Annotated in this window: 20 protein-coding genes and 1 pseudogene; 17 read left to right on the top strand and 4 right to left on the bottom strand. The window is 56.3% G+C overall.

Annotated elements, in window-relative coordinates; all coding sequences use genetic code 11:
• Nucleotides 1-114 precede the first annotated feature (114 nt).
• A complete protein-coding gene (locus RTCIAT899_RS20920) occupies nucleotides 115-681 on the bottom strand; it encodes a nuclear transport factor 2 family protein (RefSeq protein WP_004126081.1) in 567 nt (188 codons plus the stop codon).
• Between the two features lie 999 nt (nucleotides 682-1,680).
• Between RTCIAT899_RS20920 and RTCIAT899_RS20915 the strand changes: the two genes are divergently transcribed.
• On the top strand, nucleotides 1,681-2,409 hold the full coding sequence (locus RTCIAT899_RS20915) for an amino acid kinase family protein (protein ID WP_004126078.1): 729 nt from the start codon (nucleotides 1,681-1,683) through the stop codon (nucleotides 2,407-2,409).
• Nucleotides 2,410-2,485: 76 nt separating this feature from the next.
• Here the strand turns inward: RTCIAT899_RS20915 and RTCIAT899_RS34190 are convergent.
• Together RTCIAT899_RS34190 and RTCIAT899_RS20910 are read right to left on the bottom strand one after the other, a co-directional pair.
• A pseudogene (locus RTCIAT899_RS34190) lies at nucleotides 2,486-2,633 on the bottom strand (SOS response-associated peptidase); the annotation flags it as partial.
• A gap of 77 nt (nucleotides 2,634-2,710) precedes the next feature.
• Nucleotides 2,711-3,574: an isocitrate lyase/phosphoenolpyruvate mutase family protein gene (locus RTCIAT899_RS20910; RefSeq protein WP_240535520.1), complete on the bottom strand. Its 864-nt coding sequence runs from the start codon at nucleotides 3,572-3,574 to the stop codon at nucleotides 2,711-2,713.
• 733 nt (nucleotides 3,575-4,307) lie between these two features.
• Between RTCIAT899_RS20910 and RTCIAT899_RS20905 the strand changes: the two genes are divergently transcribed.
• Both RTCIAT899_RS20905 and rpoN read left to right on the top strand, forming a co-directional pair.
• Nucleotides 4,308-4,847, top strand: a complete 540-nt coding sequence (locus RTCIAT899_RS20905) for a peroxiredoxin (RefSeq protein WP_004126073.1) — start codon at nucleotides 4,308-4,310, stop codon at nucleotides 4,845-4,847.
• Between the two features lie 79 nt (nucleotides 4,848-4,926).
• On the top strand, nucleotides 4,927-6,369 hold the full coding sequence (gene rpoN / locus RTCIAT899_RS20900) for an RNA polymerase factor sigma-54 (protein WP_004126070.1): 1,443 nt from the start codon (nucleotides 4,927-4,929) through the stop codon (nucleotides 6,367-6,369).
• A gap of 45 nt (nucleotides 6,370-6,414) precedes the next feature.
• On the opposite strand, the gene RTCIAT899_RS20895 is transcribed toward rpoN, so the two are convergent.
• Nucleotides 6,415-7,071 (bottom strand): nitrogen fixation protein NifQ, encoded by a 657-nt coding sequence (locus tag RTCIAT899_RS20895; protein WP_004126068.1) that lies wholly within the window; start codon nucleotides 7,069-7,071, stop codon nucleotides 6,415-6,417.
• A gap of 484 nt (nucleotides 7,072-7,555) precedes the next feature.
• Here RTCIAT899_RS20895 and RTCIAT899_RS20890 point away from each other — a divergent pair, with 484 nt between their 5' ends.
• From RTCIAT899_RS20890 to RTCIAT899_RS20835, 14 genes are all read left to right on the top strand, one after another.
• Nucleotides 7,556-7,876, top strand: coding sequence for an iron-sulfur cluster assembly accessory protein (locus RTCIAT899_RS20890; protein ID WP_004126065.1), 321 nt, complete (start codon nucleotides 7,556-7,558; stop codon nucleotides 7,874-7,876).
• A gap of 25 nt (nucleotides 7,877-7,901) precedes the next feature.
• Nucleotides 7,902-8,543: an iron-sulfur cluster assembly scaffold protein gene (locus tag RTCIAT899_RS32315; RefSeq protein ID WP_004126062.1), complete on the top strand. Its 642-nt coding sequence runs from the start codon at nucleotides 7,902-7,904 to the stop codon at nucleotides 8,541-8,543.
• 47 nt (nucleotides 8,544-8,590) lie between these two features.
• Nucleotides 8,591-9,817, top strand: a complete 1,227-nt coding sequence (gene nifS / locus RTCIAT899_RS20885) for a cysteine desulfurase NifS (RefSeq protein ID WP_004126059.1) — start codon at nucleotides 8,591-8,593, stop codon at nucleotides 9,815-9,817.
• Nucleotides 9,818-10,012: 195 nt separating this feature from the next.
• Nucleotides 10,013-10,396 (top strand): nitrogenase stabilizing/protective protein NifW, encoded by a 384-nt coding sequence (gene nifW, locus RTCIAT899_RS20880; protein ID WP_004126055.1) that lies wholly within the window; start codon nucleotides 10,013-10,015, stop codon nucleotides 10,394-10,396.
• Between the two features lie 181 nt (nucleotides 10,397-10,577).
• A complete protein-coding gene (locus RTCIAT899_RS20875; RefSeq protein WP_004126051.1) occupies nucleotides 10,578-11,429 on the top strand; it encodes an electron transfer flavoprotein subunit beta/FixA family protein in 852 nt (283 codons plus the stop codon).
• 12 nt (nucleotides 11,430-11,441) lie between these two features.
• Nucleotides 11,442-12,554 (top strand): electron transfer flavoprotein subunit alpha/FixB family protein, encoded by a 1,113-nt coding sequence (locus tag RTCIAT899_RS20870; RefSeq protein ID WP_004126048.1) that lies wholly within the window; start codon nucleotides 11,442-11,444, stop codon nucleotides 12,552-12,554.
• Between the two features lie 12 nt (nucleotides 12,555-12,566).
• Complete coding sequence (locus RTCIAT899_RS20865) at nucleotides 12,567-13,871, top strand: FAD-dependent oxidoreductase (protein WP_004126038.1); 1,305 nt, start codon at nucleotides 12,567-12,569, stop codon at nucleotides 13,869-13,871.
• A gap of 12 nt (nucleotides 13,872-13,883) precedes the next feature.
• On the top strand, nucleotides 13,884-14,183 hold the full coding sequence (locus tag RTCIAT899_RS20860; protein WP_004126035.1) for a ferredoxin family protein: 300 nt from the start codon (nucleotides 13,884-13,886) through the stop codon (nucleotides 14,181-14,183).
• 176 nt (nucleotides 14,184-14,359) lie between these two features.
• Nucleotides 14,360-16,108 (top strand): nif-specific transcriptional activator NifA, encoded by a 1,749-nt coding sequence (nifA, locus tag RTCIAT899_RS20855; protein ID WP_004126033.1) that lies wholly within the window; start codon nucleotides 14,360-14,362, stop codon nucleotides 16,106-16,108.
• A 232-nt stretch (nucleotides 16,109-16,340) separates the two neighbouring features.
• On the top strand, nucleotides 16,341-17,822 hold the full coding sequence (gene nifB / locus RTCIAT899_RS20850; RefSeq protein ID WP_004126030.1) for a nitrogenase cofactor biosynthesis protein NifB: 1,482 nt from the start codon (nucleotides 16,341-16,343) through the stop codon (nucleotides 17,820-17,822).
• A gap of 33 nt (nucleotides 17,823-17,855) precedes the next feature.
• Nucleotides 17,856-18,050 (top strand): 4Fe-4S binding protein, encoded by a 195-nt coding sequence (locus RTCIAT899_RS32310; RefSeq protein WP_004126027.1) that lies wholly within the window; start codon nucleotides 17,856-17,858, stop codon nucleotides 18,048-18,050.
• Between the two features lie 93 nt (nucleotides 18,051-18,143).
• A complete protein-coding gene (locus tag RTCIAT899_RS20845) occupies nucleotides 18,144-18,467 on the top strand; it encodes a nitrogen fixation protein NifZ (protein WP_004126025.1) in 324 nt (107 codons plus the stop codon).
• Complete coding sequence (nifT, locus tag RTCIAT899_RS20840; protein ID WP_004126022.1) at nucleotides 18,464-18,676, top strand: putative nitrogen fixation protein NifT; 213 nt, start codon at nucleotides 18,464-18,466, stop codon at nucleotides 18,674-18,676. Before RTCIAT899_RS20845 ends, nifT begins: the two co-directional genes overlap by 4 nt.
• A gap of 34 nt (nucleotides 18,677-18,710) precedes the next feature.
• Complete coding sequence (locus RTCIAT899_RS20835; protein ID WP_004126018.1) at nucleotides 18,711-19,592, top strand: SIR2 family NAD-dependent protein deacylase; 882 nt, start codon at nucleotides 18,711-18,713, stop codon at nucleotides 19,590-19,592.
• Nucleotides 19,593-19,783 lie beyond the last annotated feature (191 nt).

The raw sequence follows: 19,783 nt of genomic DNA, 5'->3' as shown, positions 1-19,783 counted from the left end.
AGGAATTCTCCTGACCGTTTCCCGGACCTTTTTTCCGGACAACCATCCCGACATGGCGGTAGACAGAAAGGTCACGTTTCCATTTCGCCGCCGACGAAGATCTGAAACCGCTCATCACCGAGGCGTTTTCGCCATGTGGCCTTCACGTTTCTGAAGAAAACGACGGTTCAAGAGCGCATAGACCGGATCGATTGGATATGATGCCCCGATCGGCTGCCGGAGACCGAAACGCTCCGTCTCGGAGGTCACTGGCGCGGGCTGTTCCTCGAACCAATCGTAGACGACAGTCCGCTCGGCGATGCGCCACTCACCTTCCCTTTTCTGAAACAGATCGCAATAACGGCCGCACAAGAGAACCTGACGTAGTGTCCTTGCCCCGTCCGGTCCGCGTTGCAGCGCAGTGAAGTAACTCTCGACGGCAGCCTCCGCCGGGTCGATGAACTCGATCAGAATGTTCGTGATCTGATGGATGTTGCGCTGTTCGGTCTTGAAGACACCGCGCGCGAACTCTATGAACCCCTCTGCCGAGCCCGAATAAGCGCCGTGATTGTCATGCGCATCCGGCCAGTACGCACTGCGCAGCGCCGCCTCGTCTGCCCGATCTATCCCGCGACAGTATCGATAAAGACAATCACGGATCGCCTCCCGATCAAGTAATTCGGTAATTTGTTCGTGGCGCATCGCTTTGTCGCTAATTTCAAGATGGGAAGAGGCATTCGTACATTGAGCGACGCCGCAACGGCGCCAGGATATTCGGAGCCGGCGGATCATCGAGGAGATGCTACACTTTGCACCTGGCACGGGGCGGCCCGCCAATATGCTTCTCATCTGTCAAACCGTCGTTTGGTTCGACGTCCGTAAGTTCGCTCAGCCGCGGCTTAAAGTTGTCGGGAATATGGCACGTCAGACCGTTCGCTCTTTTGGCTTCCATTGTTCTCTTCTTTGACAAAATCCGATTGGACGATTTGATACGGTCCGCCTTTTCTCCTGCCGACCGGATCGAATAATCGTTTACAGGTCAGCATCGCCATTCCAGCACCCATCCCATTCAAATCTCACGCCAACGCGACCCGTGTCGCCGGACGGAATGGTTTCGTTCGTCAATTTCAAATGTTTAGCGTGGGACGGCGAGAAATTGACTTAACAAAACCCGTGTCGGTTATCTGACGAATTGGACAGTGTGTGCGTTTGAATCTTCACGACGCCGCCTCTGAGGTGTTCGCTATCTTCAGCCCTAAGTCGGTAGGAAACATTGAGAAAACTTTTCGCGGGCTCGCTCTGCAAAGTTGGCATGGTTTTTGAGGTTGTTGCGACGCAGTGAGAGCCGCCGAGACATATTTCTCTCGTTGGTCGCTGCGTGGAACACTGGATCATGTAGGCCTACAGCTAAATGAAAGGCCCGTCAGCTTGAGCATCCCGGACAAAGAGCCGTAGCACGTTCGAGACGTCTCCAACATCGTTCGGTGAAGAATTGCGGAGAAATGGAGGAAGAGCGACTTTTCAAACGCGACGAAACTTCTCGACATTAGGTTCAACGTAATCGAGCTTGCTCTCCCAAATGGCGTTGAACGGATGCAGTTGTACGCTGCGGCTTTTCAGAAGGTCTCAGTTCTCCATCTGACATCGAGAAGCCCGCAAAACCTACATGGCGCCTTCACAGTGGCAGGGCGAGGTTCAGGCATGTTCACCCAAAGTCTTCCCCCATGCGGCTTTTCAATAGTTGTCAAGTTCCACGGAAGCCTCATGCATGATCTGTCGGTTTTTAGGACGGCTGTCGCCGAACTCGAGCGCTTGGTCGAGCGTGGACATCGAATTTTGGTCGTTCCTGGCGGAGACTTAAACGACAAGGCGATTGAGCGTGTTGAAGACCTATATCCTCCCCCATCGGTGATGACCCATCACGCGTGCGCTCTTGTCCAAGATGAGACAGGATATTTGCTGGCGAATCGTGCCTTCTCTTCGAAACTTGTTCCGTCTGCAACGTTGAGCGAATGTCGGAGCCTGGCAAAGGTTGGCAAAATTCCGGTTCTGCTTGCCTCGCGCATGCTCTTCACAACGGATTCGGTCGAATGGAGTTTGGACATAACGTCTAACGCTGTGGCGGCGTGGATTGCGTGGGTAACCAATGCTCCGCTACTGGCAATTCTGACCGATGTAGACGGCGTCTATCGCAATGCGGCAACTCACGATCCGGGGGCGTTGATCGAGGAAATAGATGCCCACGATCTTGCCGAGCTTGGTCATGCGTCAGTCGATGCTTGTGCAGCTCATTTCATGTCATTGCGGGGTGCTGCGGGGGTCGTTATCAACGGCACCCATCCAAACCGGCTGCGTGATTGGACCGAGGGAAAGCATGTGAGAGCGACCTACATCACCACAAATGAAAGGGTCCCATCATGTTCTGCTTAGTTAACGATAATGCCGACTTCAAACGGACGATCGTGGTACCTTTCTGCGGCACGTTCTTTCAAAATCTCGTCACCGATCACAGTGACGGCGGCTCCGCATCCTCGATAGGCTCGATGATATCGGGGCGGTCATTCAAAGCCCACATCCTTGCCGATCGGCCACATTGTCATCAGCTCGGCGGGAAAGTGTCTCATTAAGTCGTCCGGATCGGGCTCCGCAGACACCGTACCGAGGCTGACCGCTTCAGCTTACAAATGCTAATCACGCGCGCAGAGAGATACCGATTTTCGCCGAAGACGGTTCACCATAACGCAGCGGGTCCGTCGTCGAGCTTCGCGACCTCCTGCCCAATCGGCCCGGCGCTTGCTTCGGCGATGATCCAGTTGTACGCGGCCCGCATACCTGCAATCGCTGCACGCATCGCATGGTTGACCCAGACGACATTCGAGATGCCAGCCTCATGATGCGCTGAAATGACTGTGCGATAGTAATTCGAAGGCGCAATCATGATAGGAAGCCGTTTCCATTGCTTCGCAAAGGTGAGAACCTCGTGCGTCTTCGCTTCCCCCGAGTGGATCAGGATTGCATCGGCGCCGGCGTTCGCGTAGGCGTCCGCGCGCAATAGTGCCGCCTTGAGACCGTAACCGGCGATCAAGGCTTCGGTGCGAGCGACAAGCACGAGGTCGTTTCCCGTGGCATCCTTAATCGCCTTTAGGCGGCCGGAAAACTTTTCGATATCGTCCAGCGGAGGACGATTGCCGACAGAGGAATTCATTTTCGGGAAGCTCTTATCATCGATGCACACACCAGAGGCACCATGCTGCAAGAGCCTTGCTGTCATTAACCGCGCGCCATTCATGTTCCCGAAGCCGGAATCACCGTCAGCGAGGATCGGCAGGCCGCTGGCGTCCGCCATTCGTTCCATCACCTCTATCAAATGTGTCCAGCTTGCCTCCTTGACGTCGCGATAGCCGAGGCTCTTCGAAATGCACGGGCCAGACGCCCAAATGGCCTTGAAGCCCGCCTGCATGGCGACCGCCGCGGAAAGCCCATCATGCGCTCCCATCAGGTGCGTCAGGTCTGGGGAGGAAATCAGATCGCGGAGCGATTTCGTCGGATCCTCAATCGCCCCGATGCTCTTTGGAACGAAAACCTTTTGATCCATGTCATGCTCCATCAAAAATCGGAAAGTTCCAAGCGCAGCGAACAATCAAAGACGCAAGTTGCATGCCGGATGAGCGCGGGCGGCCGCACTGCACGACTTGCCCCGGCCGGCGGCCAGGCCTTGTAATCCAATCGTCGGTCTCCCGACATTCTTGTCCCGTTTCGCACATCAAAAGGTTGGCGAATGACCCCGCGAGGGAGAACCTAATCATTCAATAGCGATGACACGGCACGAACTTTTAATCTCATTGCGACCGGACACGCGGGCGCCTTGCCGAAGAGCTGGAGGGTGGCGCACGTCCCGATCTGGATATGATCGAGAGCAACAACAGCGGCACATCAGTCGGTGCAATGAGAAGAGCTGTCTCGGCAAATCGCTATGCCTAAGAACGCGAGCACGGCGGCCACGTCAAAGCCTGCCGGCGGTGCTCGTTCAAGGATCTGACATGACTATCCGAAACGGTTCCGTCTTTTGCGAACATCGGACGCTTGCCGATAACAAGCGACCCAACCGATGTCACCGCGGCGGAGGTCATTCGAGGTGAGAAGGTTGGGTCAGCGCCCTTGTCGGAGGCGCTCCTACTCAAACCCAGGCTCCTTCCGGCAGTACAATGATTTTCTGCATTTAAGGCAAATGGCATGGCGCTTGCTTGATCAATATATATCGACCGAGATCGGATATGCAGCCGCAATCGCCAAACATCGCGTCAATTGTCGGTATGAGGAACAGTTAGATGAACATCAAAAAGAAGGTTCCCTTCGTCACATTCCGGACGCGTGTTCGCGATGAGGCCCTACCAGGGCCGAACCCTTATCGGTGGAAAGACAAGACATCCGACGACTATTTCCGCGGCAAGCGCGTCATCTTGTTTTCGCTGCCAGGCGCCTTCACCCCCACCTGCACCAACCAACAGCTACCGGATTTCGAAAGGCTTTATGGGGAGTTTCAAAAGAAGGGCATCGATGAGATTTACTGTCTCTCCGTAAACGATGCATTCGTCATGAACGCCTGGGGCAAGTCCGTAGGGCTTCTCAACGTCAAGCTCATCCCTGACGGGTCGGGAGAATTTACTCGCAAGATGGGCATGCTCGTTGCCAAGCACAATCTCGGTTTCGGAATGCGCTCCTGGCGCTACGCGGCGCTGGTCGATAACGGCGTGGTAGAGCAGTGGTTTGAGGAAGAAGGCTTCTCGGACAACTGTCAAACCGATCCCTACGGCATTTCATCGCCGCAAAACGTCCTGGAAACGCTGAAGGCCACGGCCGCAGCATAACCACCGGAGGACTGAAGCCTCATAAAATGAAAAATTCGCGCGACGAAGTACCAAGATCGATAGGGGTTTCTCTCTTAGGATGCAGTATTTAGCAAACCTTCTCCAGCGCCAAAAGCAATCGCTGGTTATTACGCCTCAGCTCATCCAATCTATTCGCTTGCTGCAACTGGCGCATGGCGAACTGCATCAGTTCATCGAGCAGGAATTGGAGAAGAACCCGTTTCTAGAACTGGCTTCAAGTGACGGCATCGCCTCTGACGATGTCGTCTCGACCTCGGAGAACAGGCCCGATAGTGCCACACACGATGGCAAGGTTGATGCGCCGACAAGGCTCGAGGCTCCCGAGCCACTTGGAGAATGGAAATCAATTCGAAGTTCCGCCAACGCGTCGTCAGAGCACCCGCCGGGCTTCGAGGAGTTTGCTGCTTCTACTGAAACATTGCACGACGATGTCGCCCGGCAGATCGCCCTCACAGCATTCAGCTCACGAGATCGGCTGATTGCCGGTGCGCTTGCCAATCATCTGGAAAGCACTGGATATCTTCAGGTGCACCTATCAGAGCTGGCGGCAAGGCTGGGTGTCCACGAGGCTGACGTCGAGCGAGTCCTCGCGACCTTGCAGGATTTCGATCCACCTGGAATCTTTGCACGAACTCTTAGGGAATGCCTCGAGATACAGTTACGGCAGCAAGATCGGTTCGACCCTGCTATGGAAGCGCTGGTCGCAAATCTTGAGTTGGTTGCACAACGTGACTTTCGCGCATTGAAGCGGCGCTGCGGTGTCGACGACGACGACCTTCTCGACATGTTGCATGAGATCCGGACACTCGATCCGAGGCCCGGAAACCGGTTCCAATCGGGACGGCCGGAGGCCATCATACCGGACGTTCGAGTTCTGCCCTCGACCGCAGGCGGGTGGCAGATCGAACTCAATCCCGAGATGTTGCCCAAGGTGCTCATCAACCAAACCTATTTTGCCGAAGTCTCTCGTCTGACCGCGCATGATACCGGTGATCAGGCATTCCTCAACGAATGCTTCCAGAACGCGAACTGGTTGGTTCGCAGCCTCGATCAGCGGGCCAAGACGATCCTTAAGGTAGCAACTGAAATCGTCCGCCAGCAGGATGTCTTTCTGGAACGCGGCACTGCCTATCTTCGGCCTCTCAATCTTAAGACTGTCGCCGACGCGATCGAGATGCATGAGTCGACGGTGAGCCGTGTGACTTCGAACAAATACATGCTCACCCCTCGCGGCGTGTTCGAACTGAAGTATTTTTTCACGGTCGCGATTGCATCCTCGGAAGGCGGCGAGGCACACTCGGCCGAAGCGATCCGCCATCGCATCAGGGCAATGATCGCCGCGGAAACGGAGGACAGTGTGCTCTCCGACGACAATATGGTCGCCCAACTTCGGGAAAGCGGGATCGATATTGCGCGCCGCACCGTCGCAAAATACCGGGAAGCAATGAATATCCCCTCTTCCGTTCAACGTCGTCGAGAGATCCGTGCGGGATTTGTATAGGCGCCGACCAAGCGCTGACGATCTTGCACTGCTCGCGAAAGCGACTTAACGACGGGCTTCATCCGTTTCGGGGCCGAAGCACGCGTTAAAATCACTGCATTCCTGACAGCTGGGAGCGGCGCAGAGCGAGAAACCTTCAGCCTCGCAGAGCTTGCGGTAAAGGTACTTCTTCCACCTCATATTGTTGGTATTGCCTGCCGCTAGCGTCGGAAAATGCATGGCAAACAACCGACCAAGCTCGGCTCGGTCAAATAGACCAAGGTCCTGCCATAGATGGTCGTCGCGCAGGGCACGGCGGGCAATGATTTTAGCAAACCGGGCGCTGAATGGATCGTTTGGACGGGCATGCGAAAGTAGCAAGTCACGCAGGAGCTCTTCCTCCGTGCCGAGCTCTGGATCGCTCGCCTCTTCCGGAAAAAAGGCGTCGATGAGCTTGGCATGAAAACTTCGTGTCAGGATGTCCCGCAGCTCGGCGCGAGAAAGCCCGGTCGCCTCGGTCGCCGACGCCTGGCCAGCTTCAATCTCCTGAAGCGCTCGCGAAAAGACACAGGTAAGTACATAGTCGTCAAAGTCTATCTCCAAGCCCATTCGCAGCCATAGCCTGGCATTGGATGACTGTGAATGTCGCCACCGATCAGACATTAGTATCCTGGGACTGATGCTCTTTCCCTTTAAGATCTGGAATTGATGCTGATCTGACACGGCGCTTTTGCTCCTTCGTTTCATTGATCAAGGTCGCCTGCAGCTATAGCGGCCATGACGAGAAAGCTTCAAAAATTATGCCAGCCTGGCGATAAACAGCGTCGGCACAACTCTCCGGGAGTTTCTCAACAACGTGATGAGCGTGCAAATACAGATTGGCCAACGCAAAATGTCGGCTAATCGACAAACCAGACAATCGTTGTTGGTACCCAGGGCCTTTCCCGGTGCGCCTGCTACAAACCTTTTCCCAGCTACGATGACGGCAACGGCGTGAAAATGGCGCAGTGATGTCTTTGGCGGGCGTCCCCAAATCACGGGTGACTGCTCCTTTTTGATGTTGGACGTTCAGTGATGTCGGGCATTGTCGGGCATGCGCATGCATATTGCCAGCGGAAGATCCGACGCCTGCTCAATGCTTTTCTCTTTGGCACGGCACATGCAAGGTCATTTGCAAATTTCCCGACGACCAATGAGAACCATATTTATGATCACGCTCACAGAGAACGCCGTTGCCGCCATGAAGATTGCGCTCAGCCGAGCGGACGAGCCGGCCGAAGGCCTGCGCATCGCGGTCGAGACCGGCGGCTGCGCCGGGCTCAAATACCTGATGGGACCGGAGAGCGGCCCACGCGAGGGCGATGCGATCATCGAAACAGGCGGGATTACACTGTTCGTGGACGTAGGCTCTCAACCACACGTCAACGGCATGACGGTGGACTTCGTTACACGGCTGGAGTCCTCAGGATTTGTCTTCGACAACCCCAACGCGGCAGAGATGTGCGCTTGTGGCAAGTCCTTTGCCTGACCATCCGGGGTTGGTGTGAAAAGTCATGCGGAAGTATCGCGGCAAGCTCAAGACATCATTTTGCGATCACAAGGGCGCCCGCATTCTGCAAACAGCCAAATCTGAAAACAAGGTCGCATCTGGGGATGCGGTTGAATTAATGATGGGATTCGATCGGCCGACGGAAGCGATCAGTGCCGCAACACTGCAGTCGCTCCGAACCCGTTTCGCGATCGCCTGCTCGTCCGAGTTCATCGAATTTATTGTGGGCAAGAGCGCCTATGAAGCCATTCGAAACATCAATTGCGACTTAACGTATGTTGTCGACCGGCCGCCATCCACCTCGCCGTCGCCGTTTGCCTCATGTGTGGCGCAAAGTCGCGCGATCCGGTCACATGCTTCACAGCTGTCGAAGAAGCGACTGTTACGGTCCCTGCGGCGCTGTTCATTGAAGGCCTCGTTAGGTCAGAGACGAGTTTGTCGGCAGGCACAAAGGAAGGCAGCGTACTCGAGGTCCAAGAAATATCTTTGTAACCGACGGGGTTTTTCGGCGGCATGTCGCCGCGGATCGAGGATGCTTGGAGCTCGCCTGAACAAAGTTCACCGGAGCCTGAAATTGCCAGATAACGTTCCTGCAGCCAATTCGACCAATCGAACGCTGCGGCGATTGTTCTTGCCCGAGCAGTGAACGACGGAGCCTACCCGAGGTCACTCCGCCAACTGAGGATCGCTTCCATGAGATCTGTCTATCTCGACAACAATGCAACGACGCGAGTTGATCCTGAAGTCGTACAAGCGATGTTGCCGTTCTTTACTGATCAATTTGCCAATCCTTCGTCCAGTCACAGTTTTGGTGCCTCGGCAAGTGCCGCGATAATGACCGCGCGCAAACGATTGCAAGCTTTGATCGGTGCAGAGTTCGAGCATGAGATCGTCTTTACCTCCGGCGGCACGGAAAGCGATAATGCAGCGATCCTGTCAGCGCTCGAAATCATGCCCGATCGCACACAGATCGTGACGTCCGCAGTCGAGCATCCGGCCGTGCTAACGCTCTGCGCGCACCTTGAGAGGACGCGTGGCATAAAGGTGCACAGGATTCCAGTCGATCGGCATGGTCGCCTCGACCTGCGCACATACCGGGCTGCCCTCACCCCACATGTTGCACTCGTCTCGATCATGTGGGCAAACAATGAAACGGGCGCGATTTTTCCTGTCGCTGACCTCGCTAAGTTGGCCAAGGAAGTTGGCGCTTTTTTCCATACAGACGCAGTGCAGGCGGTCGGCAAGCTGCCGATGGACCTGAAATCGAGTGCGATCGACATGTTGTCGCTCTCGGGCCACAAGCTGCACGGACCCAAAGGGATTGGTGCGCTTTGGGTAAAGCGCGGCGTGCGCTTCGATCCGATGATCAAGGGGGGACATCAGGAGCGCGACCGGCGCGCCGGCACGGAAAATACCGCTGGCATCGTCGGGCTCGGCAAGGCCGCTGAACTTGCGTCGAGCTTCATGAAGGAAGAGAACGGACGAGTAAGATCGCTGCGAGATCGCCTGGAAAGAGGGCTTCTGCAGCGCATCCCAGATGCGTTCGTCACCGGCGATAAGCAAAAGCGGTTGCCGAACACCTCCAACATCGCCTTCGACCAAGTCGACGGTGATGGCTTACTGCTTCTCCTCGACCGCTATGGCATCGCCTGTTCTTCCGGCTCGGCTTGCACTTCTCAGTCGCCGCAGCCGAGCCATGTCCTGACCGCGATGAACATTCCCGATATCTCGAGCCACGGGGTCATTCGCTTCTCCCTGTCGCGTGATAATTGCGAGGAGGATATAGATCGCGTGCTCGATGTCTTACCCGGAATCGTCGGCAGTTTACGAGATGGTTCTTCGTTTAAGCCGACGCCGGCAAAGCGGCGAAGACCTTTGGCTTTTATGAAGCCTACGGAGACGGACGGAAACACCTCATGAAGCGGTTCACTTTCTGAAGACTCGATCTGGCTTGACGGAACCAGGCGATGTTCGTCGCTGTTGCGAGGCAGAAGAGCTCGGACTGGCAAAGCCACTTGTAGCCGTAAGAGCGAGCACTTTTCCTGCGGGGCTTTCGCGACCGCGGGTCATCGCACCGGAGCACCACAGAGCATCGTTCCAAACGGGGAGAATGTTATGAACAGTTTTTGCAACGCCAGTCGAACCAGCGATACGGCCGAAATCCTCGCGCGGTTGAAAAATCTGTCTGCCGCGGAGGAGTTTTTCGCGCTGCTTGACGTCGCCTATGATCCGAAGGTGCTTGACGTCTCGCGGCTTCACATCATGAAGCGGATGGGACAATACCTCGCCGAAGAGGATTTCGCCGATCTCCCGGAACAGGTGATTGCTGCCAGAGCACGCGCCATGCTTGAACGCGCCTACGAAGATTTTGCGACGTCCTCGCCACTTGCGCACCGGGTCTTCAAGGTGCTCAACGATCACAATCCGGCCAAGCCTGCCCAACCGGGTCACACGTTCGTGCCATTCGATTCTATCTTGAAGCGTTTCGGCAGGGAGTGAATGCGACATGGTTCCGGCTTGAACGATGTCGCGAAGCCGACAATGGCGAGTCCAGTGTCGGCACCTCAGCATAAATCATTGAAATTTCAAAGGGATGCCACATTCAAAAACCTTGGCACAGATAGTGCTTTAGAGGACACGAAGCGCCAAACCCGCCATTTAACAGCAGCTAGGAGACCACATGCACGTCGTAGTCTGTATCAAGCAGGTGCCGGACTCCGCACAGATTCGCGTCCATCCTGTAACGAACACGATCATGCGCCAGGGTGTGCCGACCATCATAAATCCTTACGATCTATTCGCCCTTGAAGAAGCACTGCGGTTGCGTGACGTGCATGGCGGCGAGGTCACCGTGCTCACGATGGGGCCGCCCATGGCAGAGGATTCGTTGCGCAAGGCGCTCACTTACGGTGCGGATCGGGCGGTATTGTTGACCGACCGCTATTTTGCGGGATCCGATACCCTGGCGACTTCCTTTGCTTTGTCGCAGGCGATTGCAAAAATCGGCGAGACCTTCGGCGCCCCCGACATCGTTTTCACGGGCAAGCAGACCATCGACGGCGACACTGCCCAAGTCGGGCCGGGCATTGCTAAGCGCCTCGACCTCCTGCAACTCACTTACGTTTCGAAGATTTGCTCCCTCGATCTTGATGCACGCGAAATTAAGGTCGACCGCCGTTCGGAAGGCGGTACCCAGATGCTGCATGGCAGGCTTCCCTGCCTCATCACTATGCTGGAAGGCACCAACGAAATCCGCCGCGGCTCGCTTGATGACGCGCTACGTGCCGCACGCAGTCAGATCGTAAAATGGAGCGCGGGCGACGCCGGCATCGAGGACCTCAGCAAGTGTGGACTGCGTGGTTCGCCGACGGTCGTCAAACGCGTCTTTGCCCCGACAGTAAGGACGGAAAAGGCAGAGCAAATCACCACCACCGATAAGGCGCTCGGCGATCTTGCTGATGAGTTGATTGTCGAAATCTTCGCCCGTCAGCCGGCGCTCGAACACGAACTCGCCTTCGACGCCAGCGCATAACGGCAAGGAGCCATGACGTTGACCGCAAATCAAGAAATACCGCGCCCAGCCGTCGGCCGCGCGGGAATGAAGAAAGAACTGCCCGATCATTTCAAAGACTACCGCCATGTTTGGGTCTTCATCGAAGTGGAGCGCGGAAATGTCCATCCCGTCTCCTTCGAACTGCTGGGAGAAGGCCGCAAGCTGGCGGACAAGCTTGGCGTCAAACTCGCAGGTGTCGTGCTCGGACCTCCGGGGGACGCCACGCAGCTGGCCATCGCAGAGGCGTTTGCCTATGGCGCCGACGTTGCGTATCTGGTGGAGAACCCCCTGCTCGAAGACTATAGGAACGAGCCCTTCACCAAAGCTCTGACAAATCTCGTCGCCACTTACCAACCCGAGATCCTGCTTCTCGGTGCGACGACGCTTGGTCGCGACCTTGCCGGTTCCGTGGCGACGACCTTGTTGACGGGGCTCACCGCGGACTGCACCGAACTCGATGTGGATGCGGACGGTTCGCTTGCCGCAACGCGGCCGACTTTCGGCGGCTCTCTACTATGCACAATCTACACGCTCAACTGCAGACCGCAGATGGCGACAGTGCGGCCAAGGGTCATGGCGATGCCGCAGCGCACGAACAAGCCTATCGGCTGCGTCATTCAGCATGGGGTCCTGATGGTCGAGGAGGAGATCGTCACCAAAGTCCTCGGGTTCATTTCCGACGTGCAATCGACAAATTCCAATCTCGCCTATGCCGATGTGGTGGTGGGCGGCGGCCTCGGTCTTGGAACATCGGAGAACCTGAAGCTGGCGAAGAATCTCGCGCGGGTAATTGGAGCCGAATACGGCTGTTCACGGCCGCTGGTCCAGAAAGGCTGGATGCCGGCTGATCGGCAGATCGGGCAAACGGGTAAGACTATCCGGCCGAAGCTCTATATAGCGGCCGGGATTTCCGGCGCCATTCAGCACCGGGTTGGCGTCGAGGGCGCTGATCTCATTGTGGCGATCAACACCGATCCGAACGCGCCGATTTTCGACTTCGCCCACGTTGGCGTCGTGACGGATGCGATCCGCTTCTTGCCGGCCCTCACTGATGTTTTCACCCAACGGCTGTCGCCGCACAGTCGCGATAAGCTTGCGAATTAGGGGGCACGGGTTATGAGCGGGGAAAAGTTTGACGCCATCGTGATTGGCGCGGGCATGGCCGGGAATGCGGCTGCTTACACCATGGCGAGCCGTGGCTTGAAAGTCCTGCAATTGGAGCGTGGCGAGTATCCGGGCTCAAAGAACGTCCAGGGCGCAATCATGTACGCGAACATGCTGGAGAAAATCATCCCGAATTTTCGAGATGATGCGCCTCTTGAGCGGCATCTCGTCGAGCAGCGCTTCTGGATGATGGATGACACATCCCACGTTGGGATCCAATACCGATCGGATGATTTCAACGAGTCGACGCCAGAGCGCTATACAATCATTCGCGCTCAGTTCGACCGTTGGTTTTCGCGTAAGGTGCGTGAGGCGGGAGCGACAGTCCTTTGCGAGACGACGGCGACAGAACTTGCCCAGGAAGGGGGCAAGGTGATCGGCGTGCGCACTGACCGTACTGGCGATGTCATACTTGCGGACACGGTCGTTCTTGCGGAAGGCGCCAATGGGTTGCTCGGCGCCCGGGCCGGTTTGCGTCAGACGCCGACTTCGGAGAGCGTGGCTCTCGCTGTCAAGGAAATACATTTTCTGCCAGAAGACGTGATCGATCAGCGCTTCGGTCTTCATGGCAACGAGGGTTGTGTGATCGAGGCGGCCGGCACCATCTCCCGCGGCATGGCCGGGCTCGCCTTCCTTTATACCAATAAGGAGTCGATCTCTCTTGGCATCGGTTGCCTCGTCTCCGACTTCGCCGCAACGTGCGAAAGCCCTTACGAGTTGCTCGAAGCGTTCAAGAACCATCCGTCGATCAAACATCTGATCGCGGATTCGGAAGTCAAGGAATATGCAGCTCATCTCATTCCCGAAGGTGGGTACAAGGCAATTCCCGCGCTCTTCGGCGATGGCTGGGTCGTTGTCGGCGACGCAGCACAGCTCAACAATGCCGTTCACCGCGAAGGTTCCAATCTCGCCATGACGTCAGGTCGCATCGCCGGGGAGGCTATTTTCGAGGTCAAGAGCCGCGGAGGTCGAATGACCAAAAGAAACCTCGCACTATACAAGACGATGCTGGACGATTCCTTTGTCATTAAAGATCTTAGGAAATACAAAGACATGCCGGCCCTACTTCATACCAATTCCCGCAATTTCTTCATGACATACCCGAAGTTGATGTCTGAAGCTTCGAAAAATTTCATGCGTGTCGATGGTACGCCGAAGATCGAAAATGAAAGGGCGACAACGGCCGCTTTCATAAAGGCGCGTTCGCGCTGGGGGCTGGTCAGCGACGCGGTGCGTCTGGCATTGGCTTGGCGTTGAAGGAGAAATAGGATGACCGTTGCAGTGACGAAGTTGCGTGTTGAGGACAAGCTTTTCCAGAATCGCTATCTGGTTGATCAGGGACGCCCGCACATTAAGGTGCGGCCGCACGAGCATCCGAGTGCAAACCTTTTGGCGCTAACACGCATCTGCCCGGCAAAATGCTATGAACTGAATGACAAAGGCCAAGTGGAGATTGCCGCCGACGGCTGCATGGAGTGCGGCACATGCAGGGTGCTGTGTGAGGCAAGTGGGGACATCACGTGGAACTATCCACGAGGCGGCTTTGGTGTTCTCTTCAAGTTCGGGTGAACAATTTATTGTTAAACTTTTGAAAAACACATTATGTCGTCACAGCCAGGCGCTGCATCAATTTTGACAGGAACCAGCTTGCAATTTCAGAAACTACCATTAGAGTTTCCGCTTATACAAATAAGCACAAACAGTGGTTGGAATGGGGGCATTCTACACAGCTAGGGGTGTTGAAAATGACCCGCATTCTACGCGATTGCGTCGATGAAGTTGGACCTTTGCCCGGGGTATCCAGCAAAACGCCTGAAGTCGGAATCTCCTGCAGCGGGATCTACGAAATATCGAAGCTCCTAACGGCCGCTGCCCCGCTGGAGATCACGCTTGTCAAGGTCGCCAATATCCTCCCCACGTTTTTGCGAATGCGTCATGGGGCAATCGTTATATGGGCGAGCGAAGGGGAGCCGGAAATTACCGCGTCGGCCGGCGTCGCCGATTCTCGTCAATCCGGCGCACGCCACACCATCCCACCGGCTGCAATGGATCAGATCGTGACGACCGGACAGCCGCTGGTGATAAGGGAGACCAGTAAATCCGAACTTTTTCGGGCTGACCCTCAGCCGTCTTTGAGCAGCGACACGATCCCCATCACATTTATCGGGGTTCCTTTGAGGGCTGCGCACAAACTGGTCGGGACGTTATGGATCGACCGCTTCAGGGACAGCGCCACTGAACTGCGTCACAACGAGGATATTCGCTTCCTTACCATGGTCGCCGATCTTATCGGCCAGACGATCGCGTTCCACCGAGCCCTGAGCACGTCCGGTCCGCAAATCATCCAGCTGCACCGGAAATCCGCCGAAGGGGGACGGAATGATCCGAGCCAAAACTCAAGAGCCAAAGTCGACTGGATCGTCGGAGAAAGCCCTGCAGTCAGGCGGGTGTTGGAAATCGTCTCTGCGGTGGCTATGACGAATACCACAGTGCTTCTGCGGGGTGAAAGCGGCACTGGCAAGGAATTTTTCGCACAGGCCATTCATGAGCTTTCCCCTCGCCGCAAGAAGTCTTTTGTCAAATTGAACTGCGCCGCACTGCCTGAAGGTGTCCTGGAATCGGAACTCTTCGGACATGAAAAGGGCGCTTTCACCGGTGCTGTATCGCAGCGCGCGGGGCGTTTCGAATTGGCAAATGGCGGAACGCTGCTCCTTGATGAAATTGGCGAAATTTCGCCTGCCTTTCAAGCCAAGCTTTTGCGCGTGCTGCAGGAAGGCGAGCTGGAGCGGGTTGGCGGAACCAAGACCCTCAAAGTCGACATCAGACTCGTATGCGCAACCAACAAGGACCTCGAGGCGGCTGTTGCAAATGGCGAGTTCAGAGCCGACCTTTACTATCGCATCAATGTCGTGCCGATCGTCTTGCCACCACTCAGAGAGCGGCCCGGAGACATTTCGCGCCTTTCAAAAGTCTTTCTCGACCGTTTCAACCGGGAGAACAATCGCGAGCACGCCTTCACGGCGCAGGCGCTAGACCTGATTTCGCAATGCTATTTTCCTGGGAACGTCCGCGAGCTGGAAAATTGCGTGCGTAGGACGGCGACGTTGGCGCGCTCGAAGACGATCGTTCCCTCGGATTTTGCGTGCCAGAACAACCAATGTCTTTCGGCTCGTCTTTGGAAAGGCGACGGCGGCGGCCGCGAGGGTAAGCCTATCGATGAGCTCACTCGGGGTGGAACAACGCCGGCAGTATCGCCGCTCTCTACCCAACCAGGCAGCGTCTCGCATCCCGAGGTAGCGCCCTTCAAGGCCTGCGACCCCAATGGTCCGGCTTGCCCAGCCCTATCACCGCGCCTCACAGAGCGGGACCGGCTGATCGAGGCAATGGAGAAAGTCGGATGGGTTCAGGCCAAAGCGGCTCGTATGCTCGGCCTCACGCCCCGTCAGGTCGGCTATGCTCTGCGCCGGCACAATATCGAGATGAAAAAGTTCTAAGCCTATGTCGTTCGTCAGGTCGGAAATGCGCTCTCGGCACTCTACGTGACAGAGGCGCGTCGCATTCGCGACGAGATCCATGTGCCGATTGTCATGAACGAACGAAATCGTGCGGGAGCAAGTGTATGCAATCCAACGCGAAACACTAAAACGCCGGACATAAGACAATCCCGGGCCCTGGCATAGGTCTTGCAGTTTGAACTGCAATCTTCACCAGCAACGGAATTGCTAGATGACCGCATCGATGATTTCGCTTGATCGCTCGGCCAGCGCCAAAACGTCCGACAATAGGCTGACCAATGCGAAGTCCGACAGCTGCAAATCCTCATCCTGCGGCTCAACCGCAAAACCGGATGACATGGATCCAGCGACATGGGAGAAGATAAAGGATCATCCCTGCTACTCGGAAGAAGCACACCACTATTTCGCGCGCATGCACGTCGCCGTCGCACCGGCTTGCAATATCCAGTGCAACTACTGCAATCGGAAATATGACTGCGCAAACGAAAGCCGGCCCGGTGTCGTCTCGGAAAAGCTGACGCCAGAGCAGGCGCTGCGCAAAGTTATTTCGGTCGCCAACGAAGTGCCGCAGCTTTCGGTCGTCGGAATCGCCGGTCCGGGCGATGCCTGTTACGACTGGAGGAGAACCAAGGCGACCTTCGAAAAAGTTGCCGCGGAAATTCCCGACGTCAAGCTGTGTATCTCCACCAACGGGCTAGCATTGCCAGATCATGTCGATGAGCTTGCACGCATGAATGTCGATCACGTGACCATCACAATCAACATGGTCGACCCGCAAATCGGCGCAAAGATATATCCCTGGGTCTTTTACAATCACCGGCGCTACACCGGCATCGAAGCCGCCGAAATCCTGCACAAGCGACAGATGTTGGGTTTGGAAATGCTGGCGGCGCGGGGCATCCTCGTCAAGGTCAATTCGGTCATGATACCCGGGGTCAATGACGAGCACCTGATCGAGGTGAACAGATGGGTGAAAGAGCGCGGCGCGTTCTTGCATAATGTGATGCCCCTGATTTCGGACCCAGCGCACGGCACTTACTATGGCCTGACCGGACAGCGCGCTCCGCGGGCAATCGAATTGAAGGCGCTTCAAGGTCGTCTCGAAAAAGGCGCCAAGCTGATGCGTCATTGTCGGCAATGCCGGGCCGATGCCGTCGGTCTGCTCGGCGAGGATCGTGGCAAAGAATTCACGCTCGACCACATTCCCGATGCAGTCTCGTACGACGAGCGCAATCGCGAGGCATACCGGGAAGTAGTGGCGCGGGAGAGAGGCAATCACGCAGCAGCCAAGAGCGAGGCGATCGAAATGGTCAAAGCAGCCGGCCCCGACGGGTCGCTTCACGTCGCGGTGGCGACCAAGGGCGGCGGCCGCATAAACGAACATTTCGGCCATGCGAAAGAGTTCCAGATTTATGAAGCCTCTCCGAGAGGAATCGCCTTCGTGGGGCATCGCAAGGTCGAGCAATATTGCCGCGGCGGTTGGGGTGACGACGCTACACTCGACGGTGTGATAGTTGCGCTCGAGGGGATCGACATCGTGCTCTGCGCAAAGATCGGAGATTGCCCTAAAAAGCGGTTGGCGGACGCGGGCATTCGAGCAGTGGACTCTTATACCTATGAGTACATCGAAACCGCCATCAGCATGGTTTATGCCACCGAGTTTGGAGTCGACCTGCTGACAGGGACGGCGTGAATTTTTTTAGTTTAACCTCCTCAGGAGTTGAAAATGGCCTTCAAGATCATCGCATCCCAATGCACCCAGTGCGGAGCCTGCGAGTTCGAATGTCCATCAGGTGCGATAGAACTGAAGGGCGAGAACTACGTGATCGATCCGAAGAAGTGCACAGAATGCGAGGGAGCTTTCGAGACGCAGCAATGCGCATCGGTATGTCCGGTACCGAAGACCTGCGTTCCAGCCTGATCGCCTGTTCGCTGGCCGCCGAAGGCAATATCTCGTCCAAAGGTTTGACCTCCGCGGTTAAGCCGAGCAGTCTCAAGAAAGTGAGGCACCACCGTGGGCATAGGACGCGAACAAGAAGTGGAAATCGGCTGTTCACCGCAATTTCTACCAGGCGAGCGGGTTCGTGCCACGCGCCACATAAAGAATGACGGCACCTATCCCGGCAAAGACGTTGGCGAAAACCTGGTGCGAAAGGGCGATGAGGGTTATGTGCGCGACATCGGCACCTTTCTCCAGCAGTTCTATATCTATGCGGTCGAATGGGTGGATCGCGGCACCATCGTCGGCATGCGCGCGCGTGAACTGACGAGCCTCGACAAAGCCGCAGCAAGCATTGCCGAAACGACTACCAGCGCCAGGGAAGGAATAGCCCCGTGAAAGTGATGATCCGCAGAACCGGAACCGGCTTATCGGCATATGTTTCCAAGAAGGATCTCGAAGAGCCGATCATTGCTATGGAAAATGAAAATCTATGGGGCGGCTGCGTGCTGCTTAGGAATGGATGGAGGCTAGCCCTGCCCGATCTGCCAAAGGACACGCGCCTGCCCATTACGGTCGAGGCAAAGAAGATATCTGAGGAGGACTAAACGCTGCTAACGAACGACAAAAAGCGACAGCGGCATGCCCGTGCTTCCTAAATCCGATCATCTTTTGGTCTGCCGGGGCGATTACGCCGAAAAGCAACTTTATTTGCTGAAGGAAGCGCTCGCCGCAGACGCAATAATCCCATATCTCGGTCCCGGGCTTCTCCGGCAAAGTTCGGCGGCACCGCCTGTACCTGATGGTCCAGAAGGCGTTGCAGCAGCTCTTAACACACGGGCGACAGCACCTTCCAAGATACGCAGCAACATGTGGTCGGTCGCACAGTTTATCGAGCAGCGCAGGCATCGTCGGACGCTTCAAGCCTGGATGGCGGAGATATTCGCCTCATCCGCGCCGCTGACCGGCCTCCATGCCTGGCTTGCAACGCTGCCACTCTCGCTCATCATCGACAGCTGGTACGACGGGACGATGCGCGCGGCTCTCGTGGCGAATGGCCGAACAGACGTGGTCGAGATACAAGGCGTTACGCGGGCAAATGAGAACCGCGATATATGGACGAGAACCTACGATTTGTCCGGAAAGGAACTCAGGCCCGGTCCGGCAGCAAAAACGGTGTTGTATACGCCTCATGGAAGCGTTCGGCCCGCTGCTAATTTTCTCGTGTCAGATGCGGACTATGTCGAAGTTCTGACAGAGATCGATATCCAGACGCCGATCCCCGAAGCCGTCAAAGCACGGCGCACCAACCGCGGCTTTTTCTTTCTGGGCTGCCGCTTCGACGATCAGATGTTGCGCATCTTTGCCCGCCAGATCATGAAGCGCTCCAACGGCCCACACTTCGCTGTGATTGATGCCAAAACCATGACCAAGAACGAACGCCGCTTCTGCACGGAATGCGGCATCACCCTGATTGACCTGCCGATTGGTGAAGTTGCGGCTGCTCTTGTCAATCCGGCATAGCCGCAAGCGTGAGCCAGGGAGCGCTTCGCAGCGGCACCGATCGCTTGCTCAAACTGAGAGCGAGTGACGAAGAGCGTGATTTATGGGCACGAGAGACTGCACCATCATTGTTGGGACGACGGCTAGAATCCCCAAAATCAACATCCCGACAACCGTCTTGGCCAGGCCCGAGCGTTAGGTCAGGCGGGGGC

The sequence above is a fragment of the Rhizobium tropici CIAT 899 genome, assembly GCF_000330885.1.
GTDB lineage: Bacteria > Pseudomonadota > Alphaproteobacteria > Rhizobiales > Rhizobiaceae > Rhizobium > Rhizobium tropici.
This window is presented reverse-complemented; position numbering and strand designations above follow the sequence as displayed.